The 13397-nt window shown below is 35.1% G+C and carries 9 protein-coding genes; 2 read left to right on the top strand and 7 right to left on the bottom strand.

Annotated features, from left to right (window positions below; all coding sequences use genetic code 11):
- Nucleotides 1–17: 17 nt before the first annotated feature.
- From ACN0TY_RS15425 to ACN0TY_RS15395, 7 genes are all read right to left on the bottom strand, one after another.
- A complete protein-coding gene (locus tag ACN0TY_RS15425; RefSeq protein ID WP_236960113.1) occupies nt 18–1226 on the bottom strand; it encodes a bifunctional folylpolyglutamate synthase/dihydrofolate synthase in 1209 nt (402 codons plus the stop codon).
- A 93-nt stretch (nt 1227–1319) separates the two neighbouring features.
- Complete coding sequence (locus ACN0TY_RS15420) at nt 1320–2237, bottom strand: energy transducer TonB (protein ID WP_236960115.1); 918 nt, start codon at nt 2235–2237, stop codon at nt 1320–1322.
- 2 nt (nt 2238–2239) lie between these two features.
- Nucleotides 2240–2626 (bottom strand): ExbD/TolR family protein, encoded by a 387-nt coding sequence (locus tag ACN0TY_RS15415; protein ID WP_417445185.1) that lies wholly within the window; start codon nt 2624–2626, stop codon nt 2240–2242.
- A 175-nt stretch (nt 2627–2801) separates the two neighbouring features.
- A complete protein-coding gene (locus ACN0TY_RS15410; RefSeq protein WP_236960119.1) occupies nt 2802–3491 on the bottom strand; it encodes a MotA/TolQ/ExbB proton channel family protein in 690 nt (229 codons plus the stop codon).
- 55 nt (nt 3492–3546) lie between these two features.
- The gene (gene nhaD, locus ACN0TY_RS15405) at nt 3547–4911 is read right to left on the bottom strand and encodes a sodium:proton antiporter NhaD (RefSeq protein ID WP_417445184.1); all 1365 of its coding nucleotides are present in this window, start codon (nt 4909–4911) and stop codon (nt 3547–3549) included.
- Between the two features lie 33 nt (nt 4912–4944).
- Nucleotides 4945–6171 carry a Glu/Leu/Phe/Val dehydrogenase dimerization domain-containing protein gene (locus tag ACN0TY_RS15400; RefSeq protein WP_236960123.1) on the bottom strand — a complete coding sequence of 409 codons (1227 nt, stop codon included), beginning with the start codon at nt 6169–6171 and terminating at the stop codon, nt 4945–4947.
- A gap of 64 nt (nt 6172–6235) precedes the next feature.
- Nucleotides 6236–7294, bottom strand: coding sequence for an anhydro-N-acetylmuramic acid kinase (locus ACN0TY_RS15395; RefSeq protein WP_417445183.1), 1059 nt, complete (start codon nt 7292–7294; stop codon nt 6236–6238).
- An 85-nt stretch (nt 7295–7379) separates the two neighbouring features.
- Between ACN0TY_RS15395 and ACN0TY_RS15390 the strand changes: the two genes are divergently transcribed.
- Together ACN0TY_RS15390 and gltB are read left to right on the top strand one after the other, a co-directional pair.
- A complete protein-coding gene (locus ACN0TY_RS15390) occupies nt 7380–8522 on the top strand; it encodes an acyl-CoA dehydrogenase (RefSeq protein ID WP_417445182.1) in 1143 nt (380 codons plus the stop codon).
- Between the two features lie 350 nt (nt 8523–8872).
- On the top strand, nt 8873–13396 hold the full coding sequence (gltB, locus tag ACN0TY_RS15385; RefSeq protein WP_417445181.1) for a glutamate synthase large subunit: 4524 nt from the start codon (nt 8873–8875) through the stop codon (nt 13394–13396).
- Nucleotide 13397 lies beyond the last annotated feature (1 nt).

Raw genomic sequence — 13397 nt, 5'->3', positions numbered from 1 at the left:
AGAAAAAGATGAAAAATTTAGAGTATTTCAGCAACCACAAAAGTACTACCTCCTACATATATAAAATCTCTTTCTTGAGCACTCTCTTTAGCCGCACTAAAAGCATCTGAAACTGAACTATATACAAACCCCTCCAAGCCATAAGCACTTGCATTCTCTTGTAAAACTAAAGCATCTAAGCCTCTAGAAATTTCTGGCTTACAAAAGTAATAAGTAGCTTCTTTTGGTAATATTGGAAGTATATCTGTCAGTTTTTTGTCTTTAACAAAACCTAAAACAATATGTAAATCGTTATATTTTTGTTTTGAAAGCTGATCCATAACAATAGAAAGTCCTTCTTTATTATGGGCCGTATCACAAACAATTGTCGGATTAATTCCTAATTGCTGCCACCTCCCCATCAAGCCAGTATTTCGAACCGTATTTTTTAATCCGTTAATCAAATTATCTTCTGTAATTGTAAAACCTTCTAATTGCTTTAAGGCACAGACAACCGCTTTTATATTTTTTTCCTGATACGCTCCTAACAAATCGCTTTTATAGCTTACATCCAAATGAGCAGCCAAGGTTAATGATGTATTACATTCTTTAGCGACCTCTTCAAAAACAGGATATGTTTCTGGATGATATTCACTGATTACAACAGGCACATTCGGTTTTATTATACCCGCTTTCTCCCATGCAATTTTAGGCAACGTATCTCCGAGCATATCTGTATGATCTAACCCGATATTCGTTATTAAAGAGATTTCTGGAGTTATGATATTTGTAGAGTCGTATCTCCCTCCTAATCCTACCTCAATAATGGCGATGTCTACTTTTTCAGCTGAAAAATAATGAAACGCCATCCCTACAGTCATTTCAAAAAAGGAAAGTGTATTTACCTCTAAAAAATTCTTGTTTTCTGAAATAAAATCGATCACAAATTTCTCTGAAACCTCTTCTCCGTTAATTTTTATACGCTCACGAAAATCCTTTAAATGGGGAGAAGTATACAAACCAACTTTATAGCCTGCCTCTTGAAGCACAGATGCTAACATATGACTCGTAGACCCCTTTCCATTAGTTCCAGCTACATGAATAGATTTAAAATTCTCATGGGGATTATTAAGATGTTCTATTAAAGCAACGGTGTTGGTTAACTTAGGCTTAAAAGCCGATTGCCCTTGTTTCTGATACATGGGCAATCTACCAAACATCCAATCTAGGGTTTGCTCGTAAGTCATATTATATAAATAAGGCTATTAAATATGTAGTTTGTGTATTGTAAACTTCTAGTAAGCAATAAATTTTCAGGTGTAAATAGCTCGAAGTAAATGTTATTCTCCTAATTTAAAATTAACGACCACAAAGCCAACTTGTCGAGATGGTGCATTTGGATCGGAGTTCCATTTATACGAACGCGCAGTTTTACTAGCTGCTTCTTTTAAACAAGGTGCTGTATTTGTGGTCCCTCTCACTCCAGGAGTAGCATTAATAACTTTTCCTGAGCGATCAACTTCAATCTTCACAACCACTGTACCCGATTCATTACAATCTTGAACAAATTTATCTCCCGACTGTAATTTACGTCCATTTAGGCCATATCCTGAACCTCCTGAACCAGATCCTCCATCACCAAAATAACTAGTGGCATATGGATCGCCATCCGGCTGTCCTTTATCTCCTGCACGGTTATCATCACCTTCACTTCCAGTAGCTGTACCATCGGAACTATTCAGCCCACCCATCATAGCATCAAGATTCTTCTTTTTAGCTTCTTGTTCCTTTTTAATACGCTCTTCTTCCGCTTTTCGTGCTAATTCTTTACGTTCAGCCTCTGCTTCTGCCTTTTTCTTAGCTTCCGCTTCGGCTTTCTTCTTAGCATCGGCTGCTTTCTTAGCTTCAGCGGCTTCCTTTTGTTTTTTTATTACAACAGACTCTTCGTTGTTTTGAGTAACAACATCTTCAGCTTTACTAGGAGCTGATTCTGCAGGAGCTGTAGGCTCTGGTGGAGTCGCTTCCACTGGAGTTTCTTCAACAACAGGCTTCTTAACTGGTGTACTTTTTATTTTTTCTTTTGGTTGTACATTTCCACTACCATAATTTGTAGTTCCGAAATTTACCGAAATACCATTTTCTATTGGTGGATCGAGATAACTTAACCCAATATAAAACATCAGAAATAGCAGTATCGACAACAAAACTGTTGTTACTGTAAAGGATTTCTTTTTATGTTGGGTATCTAAAAGCGACATCTCTATTTAGGTCTTACTGCTAAAATTACTTTATAATTATTCTGATTCGCAATATCCATAATATTCACGGCATTATCGATAGGAACACTTTTCTCTGCACGTAAAATAATTGTAGGCTCATCTACTCCTTTTAATCTACGTTTTAACTCTGTTTCTACAAATTCAAATTTCACTTTTACATTATCAACATAAATATCTAAATCTTTATTAATACTTACGGATACGTTTTGTGTATTTGTAGACTTCCCTTTAGCTTTTGGTAAAAGTAAATCTAAGGCATTTGGAGAATTTGAGGTAAGCATAAAGAACACCAAGAGCAGAAAAACAATATCAGTCATGGAGCTCATACTGAACTCTGGAGACACTTTGTTTCTTCCTTTTAATTTCATCTGTTACTGTTTAATAATTCTTTAATAGTCAGATGGAATACCAAAGTTTCAACTAGAACGATCTAGTTTCTTTAAGTATTTCATAATCTAATATTTCAGTGTTTCTAATTACAAAATAGATAGTCTGATAAAAACAAACTATCTATTTTGTATTAAAGTTTATAGTTATTTAAAACTACATAGGTTCTTCAAGAAGATCTAAAAACTCTACAGCATTAGCCTCCATATTATGTACTACCTTATCGGTTTTTACTACCAAATGGTTATAACCAATATAAGCTATAATACCTACAACAAGACCAGCAACAGTAGTTGTCATGGCTGTATAAATACCACTTGCCAATTGTCCCATTTCTGCTTGACCTCCGCTAGTTGCCATTTGATGAAATGCAATAATCATTCCTATTACAGTTCCTAAGAAACCAATCATTGGAGCAGCTCCAGCAACAGTAGCTAGAACACTAACATTCTTTTCTAACTTGTAAACTTCTAATGTACCTGCATTCTCAATAGCCTTATTTATATCTTCCAAAGGCTTCCCTATTCTAGAGATTCCCTTTTCTGTTAATCTTGCTACTGGAGAATCTGTTTGTGCACACAGTATTTTAGCTGCTTCCAGTTTACCATTAGATACATGGTCTTTAATTTGAAGCATAAAATTTTTATCAATTTTTGAAGCTGCTTTTATGGCAAAGATTCTTTCGAAATAAATGTAAAGTGCTACAAATAACAATACAAAAAGCACTGCTATTATCAGCATACTAGCTGTACCTCCATTCAAAATCAAATCTATCACTGAAAGCGTTTTCTCTTCAGAAATAACCTCTTGAGCGACTTCTTGAGTTGCTTCTTGAAATAATATCATATATTATTATTTAAACTTATTGGGTTTGATTTATAACGTCCTTTTAGATATAAAATTATACGTTTAACACGAAATTTCTTAGCAGTACAAAAACAACAGCTCCAGATAAGAATCCTATTAACGCTAACCAAGCTATTTTTTTCAAATACCAGAAAAAGTCAATTTTTTCCATTCCCATTGCTACTACACCAGCAGCAGAACCGATAATAAGCATACTTCCTCCTGTACCTGCTGAATAAGCAATAAAATGCCAAACAGGATCATCTACACCAACTGAGAACATCCCCATACTAGCTGCTACTAACGGAACATTATCAATAACCGCTGAACCTACTCCTAAAATAAGAACTACTAAATCTGATACTTTCTCTCCTGCAGACTCTGTTCCTAACATAGGCATTACAGCGTCCATCTTTTCAGCAAAATGGAATAACATTCCAAGAGATTCTAAAGCAGCTACCGCCATTAATATCCCTAAGAAGAATAAGATACTTGGAAGCTCAATTCTTGCAAGCGAGTGGTGCACTGGACTATGGTGTCCTTCAAAATCTCCACTATCTTCATTTACTCCAGAGATTGCGAATTTTTTATTACTGTAAATCTCAGCAAAAGTTGCTACTACTGCCAAAGAAAGCATCATACCAACATATGGAGGCAAATGTGTTACTGTTTTAAAAAGAGGAACAAAAACGATCATCCCTAAACCTAAATACAACATAATTGTACCGTATTTAGATTTCGATCCAGTGTCTGAAAAATCACCTTCAATGTTCCCTTTAAATATTTTTAATCTTGAAGCAATTAAAACTGGCACTACCATACAGAAAATTGATGGTATTAAAACGTGCTCTATTAATAATGCAGCAGATACTTTATGCCCTATCCATAACATGGTAGTTGTAACATCTCCAATTGGTGACCATGCACCTCCAGCATTGGCTGCTATAATAATAATACCCGCAAACCAAAGACGAAGTTCTCTATCTTTTATTACTTTTTGAAGTATTGTTATTAATACAATTGTAGCAGTAAGATTATCTATTATTGCTGATAATATAAAAGCAAGAATACTAAAGATCCATAATAACTTACGCTTACTTCTAGCTTTTATATAGCCTTTTATAGTTGCAAAACCATCGAAATAATCGATTATCTCAACAATTGTCATCGCTCCTAATAAGAAAACAAGAATCTCTGCTGTTTTTCCTAAGTGATGAAGCAATATCTCGTCAATATGTGTTGCTTCTAATTCTTTTAGCTCCGCATTAACTTCAAAAACATCCATGTGTGTTAATGCGATTATTGCCCATAAAAGAGCCATCATCCCTAAAGCGGGAATCAATTTGTCAATTTTTAAATTATGTTCTAAGGTGATTGCCAAATAACCGAGAACAAATACAATGATAATTATGCTTTCCATAGTACTTTATAGTTGTTAGTATATAATTTGCGTCTAAATTAATTGTTTTAATGCTATTTCAAAAGCGGTACTGCTAATATTTATTTTATCAGCATTATGTTCATACGTGTTTTGTAATGCTTTTCTGATAGTATTAGAAGTGTCTTCGAAGATTGCTTCGTCCGTCATTTCTGTTCTTCGCTCCATAAAATAAGCAAAAACTCTTGCCATTCCACAGTTCGAAATAAAATCTGGAATCAGACTTATTCTTTGATCTGTATATTCCATTATAGGTCCAAAAAATATTTCTTTATCAGAGAAAGGAACATTTGCACCACATGAAACCACCTCTAAACCAGTTGCTATTAACTGAGAGATTTGTTCTTTTTTTATAAGTCTTGATGCTGCACAAGGTAAAAATATTTCTGCTTGGAGATTCCAAATACGATCGTTCATCTCCTCAAAAGGAATCATATCTGGAAGATCTAAGGTATTCCCCTTTTTATCTAAAAAGAATCCTTTTATAGTTTCGAAAGTAAATCCTTCTTCATTAATAACCCCTCCGTTAATATCTATGATACCAACAATTTTTACTCCCATTTGAGACAAATAATAGGCTGCTGCAGCTCCTACATTTCCAAAACCTTGAACAATTGCTCTTTTTTCAGTAATGTTACCTCCATAAATATCATAATAGTGTTTTACAGACTCTGCAACTCCATAACCGGTAATCATATCTGCTACCGTATATTTCTGTTTTGTATCTGGAGAGAAGTTATTATTTTCTAAAACTTTAATAACACCTTGCCTTAGCTGTCCAATTCTATTAATTTTATCAGCTTCAGATGGCTTAAAATGTCCGTTAAAAACACCTTCTTGAGGATGCCAAACACCACAATTCTCGGTAATAGGAATCACTTCGTGTATTTCATCTACATTTAAATCTCCTCCGGTACCGTAGTAACTTTTAAGTAAAGGCGATACTGCCTTATACCAACGCTCTAAAACACCTTTTTTTCTAGGGTCTTTAGGATCAAAATTAATTCCTGATTTTGCTCCTCCAATTGCTGGACCAGAAACTGTAAATTTAACTTCCATTGTTTTTGCTAGCGAAAGCACCTCATTTGCATCGAGTCCAACTCTCATTCGAGTTCCTCCTCCTGCAGCTCCCCCACGAAGGGAATTAATAACCGTCCACCCTTCAGCATCCGTTTCAGAATCTTTCCAATTAAAAATTATTTCGGGGGACTTATTTTCGTATTGTTTAAGTAATTCTTTCATTAATTTATTTAAGTATTCACAAATATATAAAACTAAAAAATCTGACCTCGATTTTTATACTTTTTTAAGGATTGTATATTTTTCCGCTACTATGATCTTTTGACGCGCCTGTAATAGCCTTCAAGCAGTTTACTTCTCCTCTATCTTTTAAAACGCCTAATAATCCAAAAATTATAGCTTCTTTAAATTCTATTATTTCATTTTCAGGAAGAAAAATATCCGCACCACTATATGTTTTCAATTTATCAATAAAAAAAGTATTATAAGCCCCTCCGCCAGTAACTAAGACTGAGGAAGATTTTTTTAAAACTGCGGCTGTTTGATATGCAGAATGCTCTACATATGTTCTCAATATATCTTCAGGAGCAATTTTATAGCCATCTATAATAGGAAGCACATCACTCTCCACCCATTCTATTCCTAATGACTTAGGAAATGTTTTCTTGTAAAACGGAAGACTATTTAACTCTTCCAGCAACTCACTATTTAGATTACCTGAAGAAGCAATTTTACCACCATCATCGTAATCAAACCCCAATTGATGAACATAATGATTCAACACATTATTAACTGCACAAATATCAAAAGCCCTATAAACTCCATCATCCATAACAGATACATTTGCAAAACCTCCTAAGTTCAAGCAATAATCATAATCAGAAAAAAGCAGCTTATCTCCAATAGGAACTAACGGAGCTCCTTGCCCTCCTAATTGAACATCTTGCACCCGAAAATCGCATATCACCTTATTAGATAACTTTTCAGCAATAAAAGGCATATTTCCTATCTGATATGTTTCCCCAATTTCAGGTTTATGAAAAATAGTGTGTCCATGAGAAGCTACAAAGTCTATTTCTTTAATATTATTTTTCTGAATAAACTTACTGATTATTTCAGCTAAAAAAATAGTATACCTTTCATCCAAATCTTTAAGCACCTCTTTATCTATATGAATAGCATTTTTAAGCGTTCGCTTCCAATCAGCACTATATTCATATGTTTCGGCGTTTATAACTTCAAAAGTCCAGTCTTTTTTATATGTGAAACGAATATTCACAAGATCGATTCCGTCTAATGATGTTCCAGACATCACCCCTATAACGTTGTAGTTTTCCTGTTTCATTGAAGTAAAAATAAACAAGAATCATTGAAAATGTTACATTTTAAAATTATATTTGAAGAACTTTATAAAAATATCACAAAATAGGATGGATTTTAAACTTTCTGAAGAACAATTACTGATAAAAGAGGCTGCAAGAGATTTTGCTAAAACTGAATTATTACCTGGAGTAATAGAGAGAGATGAAAAGCAAGAATTCCCTACGGAGCAAGTGAAGAAAATGGCGGAGCTTGGTTTTTTAGGAATGATGACTTCTCCTGAATATGGAGGAAGTGGAATGGATACCGTTTCTTATGTTATGGTAATGGAAGAGCTTTCTAAAATTGATGCTTCTTCTTCTGTGATTGTTAGTGTAAATAACTCTTTAGTATGTTGGGGTTTGGAGCATTACGGAACTGAAGAACAAAAACAAAAATACTTGAAACCACTAGCTTCTGGTGAAATTATTGGAGCTTTTTGCTTATCAGAACCTGAAGCTGGTAGTGATGCTACCTCTCAAAAAACTACTGCAATAGATAAAGGAGATCACTATATAGTTAATGGAACTAAGAATTGGATTACAAATGGTAATTCTGCGGATGTATATCTTGTTATCGCACAAACACATCCCGACAATAAACATAAAGGTATAAATGCCCTTATTCTTGAAAAAGGAATGCCTGGTTTTGAAGTAGGCCCCAAAGAGCAAAAATTAGGAATTAGAGGAAGTGATACGCACTCTTTAATTTTTAACGATGTTAAAGTCCCTAAAGAAAACCGAATCGGAGAAGATGGATTTGGATTTAAATTCGCCATGAAAACGTTAGCTGGTGGTAGAATCGGAATTGCGGCTCAAGCACTTGGAATTGCTTCTGGAGCCTACGAACTTGCAAAAAGCTATTCTAAAATAAGAAAATCTTTCGGCACAGAAATATGTAATCATCAAGCCATTGCTTTTAAACTTGCAGATATGCACACCCAAATTGAGGCAGCTAGACACCTTGTTTTAAAAGCAGCTTGGGACAAAGACAATGGAAATGACTACGACCTTTCTGGCGCTATCGCAAAACTACACGCCTCCACAACAGCTATGAATGTAGCAGTAGAAGCAGTACAAATTCATGGTGGAAATGGGTATGTTAAGGAATACCATGTAGAACGACTTATGAGAGATGCTAAGATTACTCAAATTTACGAAGGGACTTCAGAAATTCAAAAAATTGTAATTTCAAGAAGCATTTTAGCCGACTAAACCCCTCTTAAAAAAAAGAGTTTATCATAAAAAATACACTAAAAAACCAATCACCCCTGTTAAAAATAGGGTTGATTGGTTTTTTTTATGTAAAAAAACGACTACACCCCCGTATATAACAAAATCTAACAGTCTATTTACACAAATAATCACTTAGACCCCTCTTAAAAATAGGGATTAACATTATTATGTCTTTAAATTAACGATTTGATAATTTGAGCATACCCAGAATTACGATATTACATTTTTCTCAGGGTTTATTTCCGAACGATTGATTAATTTCATCTTTAACATCAAAACGTTGACAAATATGCATCTTTCTTGGTAGATTTGTGGAAACCACGTAATTTATGAAACCACAACAACAAGGACTATACTCCCCGGAGTTTGAACACGATAATTGCGGTGCAGGTTTTATCTGTAACCTAAACGGAGTTAGAACAAACGACATCATACATAAAGCACTAGACATTCTAATACGTTTAGAACATAGAGGTGCGGTAAGTGCAGATGGAAAAACAGGAGATGGTGCCGGAATACTTATAGAAATTCCTCACGCCTTTTTTAAACAAGCTTGTAAATTCGAAATCCCCGAGCCTAAAGAATATGCGGTAGGAATGTTATTTCTACCTAAATCTAAGAATCAGTCTCAAATATGCATTAATATCTTTGAAGAGAACATTAAAAAGCAAGGCCTAGAAATTATTGGGTGGCGCGATGTTCCAGTAGATCATGCATGTATCGGGGAAATTGCTGCAGAGACAGAACCATATATCAAACAAGTATTTATTGGTAAAAACAACCAAGAACTTTCTGAAACAGAATTCAATGCTAAACTTTTTGCTGGTAGAAAAATTGCCGAGCATGCCATTTTAGATTCTAATCTATCGGAAGCAGAGTTCTTTTATTTCTCAAGTCTTTCTACCAATACAATTATATATAAAGGACTTTTAATGCCTCAAGACATCAGTGCTTATTACAGAGACCTGATGCAACCCGAAGTAGTAACAAAGTTAGCTTTAGTGCACCAACGATTCTCTACAAACACATTCCCTACATGGGATCTTGCACAACCTTTCCGTTTAATGTGTCATAATGGAGAGATTAATACACTAAGAGGAAACCTTAGTAGAATGAAAGCTAGAGAAGAGCTTTTTAAAACTGAAATTTTCGGAGATAGCATTAAAGATATTCCACCTATCGTTTTAGAAGGAAAATCTGATTCTGCATCGATGGATATGGTTTTAGAACTCCTATTACAAACTGGACGTTCATTACCAGAAGCAATGATGATGATGGTACCAGAAGCTTGGGAGAAACACCAATCTATGTCGGATTCTAAAAAAGCTTTCTATGAGTACAATTCTTGTATTATGGAGCCTTGGGATGGCCCTGCATCGATTCCTTTTACTGATGGAAATTACATTGGAGCTCTTTTAGACCGTAATGGATTAAGACCTTCTAGATATACTGTTACTAAAGATGGTTACGTAATTATGTCTTCTGAAACAGGAGTTATTGATGTAGCTCCTGAAAATGTGGAGCATCACGGACGATTAGAACCGGGTAGAATGTTCTTAGTAGACATGAATGAAGGACGTATTATTGGCGATGAAGAGGTAAAAGAGAGTATTGCAAGCAAAAGACCTTACAGAAAATGGCTTAACGAAAACTTATTACAACTTTCTAGCATTTCATATACAGGAAACAAAACTCCTATTGAAAAGGAACCATTTGTAACGCGTCAAAAATTATTTGGATACACAAAAGAAGATATAAAAACCCTTATTACACCAATGGCAACTCTTGGAAAAGAAGCCATCGGATCTATGGGTACAGATACTCCTCTTGCTGTATTATCAGACAAGCCTCAGTTGCTTTTCAATTATTTCAAGCAACTTTTCGCACAGGTTACTAACCCACCATTGGATGGAATCCGTGAAGAAATTGTAACAGACATTAGCTTATCAATTGGTGGAGACAGAAACATCTTCGATATTGTTCCTGAGCAATGTAAAAAACTTAAAATCCAAAATCCAGTTATCTCAAATGAAGACTTGGATAAGATTAAATATATTAACCACCCGGACTTTAAGGCCGTTTCAATTTCAATCCTTTATGATATAAATAAAGGGTTGAATGGCCTTGAAGCACGTTTAGATGAAATGGTAAGAGAAATTTCTGACGCCATTGACGAAGGGTGTAACACCATTATTCTTTCAGACAGAAATGTCTCTAGTACAATGGCTCCTATTCCTTCTGCTTTAGCGTGTTCACATGTACACCATTCACTTAAAAGAGAAGAAAAAAGATCTGCAATAGGTATTGTAATAGAATCTGCAGAACCAAGAGAACCTCACCACTTTGCAATGTTATTTGGATATGGCGCTAGCGCGATTAATCCATACATGGTAAATGAGATCATTGAGAAAGCAATTGCAGATGGAGATATTAAAAACACGTTCGACGAGGCTATTGTAAATTACAACAAAGCTATCGGAAAAGGTATTGTTAAGATTATGAACAAAATCGGAATCTCAACTTTACACTCATACAGAGGTTCACAAATTTTTGAGGCTTTAGGATTAAATAAAAAGTTTGTAAATAAATATTTCTGTAACACTACCAGTCGTATTGAAGGTATAGGGATCTATGAAATCGAAAAAGAAATTCAGAATCGAATTGTTAAGGCTTATACTGACAGTGAAGCTTTATCAGATTTAGATTTAGAAATTGGTGGTGATTATCGTTGGAGAAGAAATGGGGAAAGACATATGTTTAACCCAACAACTGTTTCCAAACTACAACAAGCGGTAAGAACTAATAAATTTGACAGTTATAAGGAATACTCTAAAATGATCAACGAGCAAACAGAACGCTTGATGACACTTAGAGGAATGTTTAAATTCAAACAGTTAAATCCAATTCCTATTGAAGAAGTAGAACCTTGGACAGATATTGTAAAACGCTTTAAAACTGGAGCGATGTCTTTCGGCTCTATCAGTAAGGAAGCACATGAGAATTTAGCAATTGCCATGAATAGAATTCAAGGTAAGAGTAATTCTGGTGAAGGTGGAGAAGATCCAGATCGTTTCCATAAAGACCTTAACGGTAACTGGAGAAACAGTGCCATTAAGCAAGTTGCATCTGGACGTTTTGGAGTTTCTATAAACTACCTTACCAATGCTAGAGAAATACAAATTAAAATGGCTCAGGGAGCTAAACCTGGTGAAGGAGGACAATTACCAGGACCAAAAGTAAACCCTTCTATTGCCAAAACTAGAAATTCTACTCCTTATGTAGGATTGATATCACCTCCTCCGCATCACGATATTTATTCTATTGAAGATTTAGCACAGCTAATTTTCGATTTAAAAAATGCAAATCGTGAAGCTAGAGTAAATGTAAAATTAGTTTCTGAAGTAGGTGTAGGAACTATTGCTGCCGGTGTTGCCAAAGCAAAAGCAGATGTAGTGCTTATTTCTGGTTTTGATGGTGGTACGGGAGCATCTCCTTTAACATCACTTCGCCACGCAGGATTACCATGGGAGCTTGGTATCGCAGAAGCACAGCAAACTCTTGTTCTTAATGATTTAAGAGGAAGAATTGTAATGGAATGTGACGGACAATTAAAAACTGGTCGTGATGTGGCTATTGCTTGCTTATTAGGAGCTGAAGAATTCGGTTTCGCAACCGCTCCATTAGTAGCTTCAGGTTGTATTATGATGCGTGCTTGCCACCTTAATACTTGTCCTGTAGGTATTGCTACGCAAGATCCTGAATTACGTAAGAACTTTAACGGAAAACCAGAGCATGTAATTAACTTCATGTATTTCATTGCTCAGGAATTACGCCAGATAATGGCAGACCTTGGGTTCAAAACTATTGAAGAAATGGTAGGTCAAAGTCAGAAATTAGATATGGATAAAGCCATTAAGCACTATAAAGCGCAAGGGGTAGATCTTTCTAATATTCTTTATAAACCAAGAGTTCCAGAACACGTTAAACTTCATAATACAGAAAAACAAGATCATCAATTAGAGAAAGTTTTAGATTTCGATATTCTAAATCTTGCTCACCCTGCGGTATACCGTAAAGAGAAAATGACTTTAGATTTCCCTATCAATAATATGAATCGTACTACAGGTGCTATTCTTAGTAATGAGATTTCTAAAATCCATGGTGAAGATGGGCTTCCTGAAGATACGCTTACCTTACATTTTGAAGGTTCTGCCGGACAAAGTTTTGGGGCTTTTGCAACAAAAGGACTTACACTTCAAGTGAATGGAAATACTAATGACTACTTCGGAAAAGGATTATCTGGAGCTAAATTAGTCGTAAAAGCACCTGAAAAGGCTACTTTCAAACCTGAAGACAATGTTATTATTGGTAACGTTGCCATGTATGGAGCTATAAATGGAGAAGCATATATTAACGGTATTGCTGGAGAGCGTTTCTTAGTTAGAAACTCTGGAGCTAAAGCTGTTGTAGAAGGGATTGGAGATCACGGTTGTGAATATATGACTGGTGGGGTAGCTGTTATTCTAGGACAAATAGGAAGAAATTTCGCCGCAGGAATGAGTGGTGGTATTGCTTACATCTATAATCCAGAGAATAAACTAGACACCAATAACTTTAACATGGAAATGATTGAATTGGAAGATCTTGATGATAATGATCAAGACCAATTACAAGCACTGATTGCTGAACATGTAAAATATACTGATAGTCCGCTTGCAAAACGAGTGTTAGCCGACTGGGAAAGTAACAGCAATAAGTTTGTTAAGGTGATGCCTACGGAATACAAAAAAGCTTTAGCATTTCTTGCTAAGGAAAAAGAAGAAATTAAGAATAAAGAATTAACAACAGCATAAA

It is taken from the genome of Joostella sp., from assembly GCF_048266025.1.
Classification (GTDB): Bacteria; Bacteroidota; Bacteroidia; order Flavobacteriales; family Flavobacteriaceae; genus Galbibacter; species Galbibacter atrarenae.
This window is presented reverse-complemented; position numbering and strand designations above follow the sequence as displayed.

Coding starts and splice junctions, on each gene's coding strand:
- ACN0TY_RS15425 (WP_236960113.1), bottom strand. CDS start 1,226: ATGACTTACGAGCAAACCCTAGATTGGATGTTTGGTAGATTGCCCATG.
- ACN0TY_RS15420 (WP_236960115.1), bottom strand. CDS start 2,237: ATGTCGCTTTTAGATACCCAACATAAAAAGAAATCCTTTACAGTAACA.
- ACN0TY_RS15415 (WP_417445185.1), bottom strand. CDS start 2,626: ATGAAATTAAAAGGAAGAAACAAAGTGTCTCCAGAGTTCAGTATGAGC.
- ACN0TY_RS15410 (WP_236960119.1), bottom strand. CDS start 3,491: ATGATATTATTTCAAGAAGCAACTCAAGAAGTCGCTCAAGAGGTTATT.
- nhaD (WP_417445184.1), bottom strand. CDS start 4,911: ATGGAAAGCATAATTATCATTGTATTTGTTCTCGGTTATTTGGCAATC.
- ACN0TY_RS15400 (WP_236960123.1), bottom strand. CDS start 6,171: ATGAAAGAATTACTTAAACAATACGAAAATAAGTCCCCCGAAATAATT.
- ACN0TY_RS15395 (WP_417445183.1), bottom strand. CDS start 7,294: ATGAAACAGGAAAACTACAACGTTATAGGGGTGATGTCTGGAACATCA.
- ACN0TY_RS15390 (WP_417445182.1), top strand. CDS start 7,380: ATGGATTTTAAACTTTCTGAAGAACAATTACTGATAAAAGAGGCTGCA.
- gltB (WP_417445181.1), top strand. CDS start 8,873: ATGAAACCACAACAACAAGGACTATACTCCCCGGAGTTTGAACACGAT.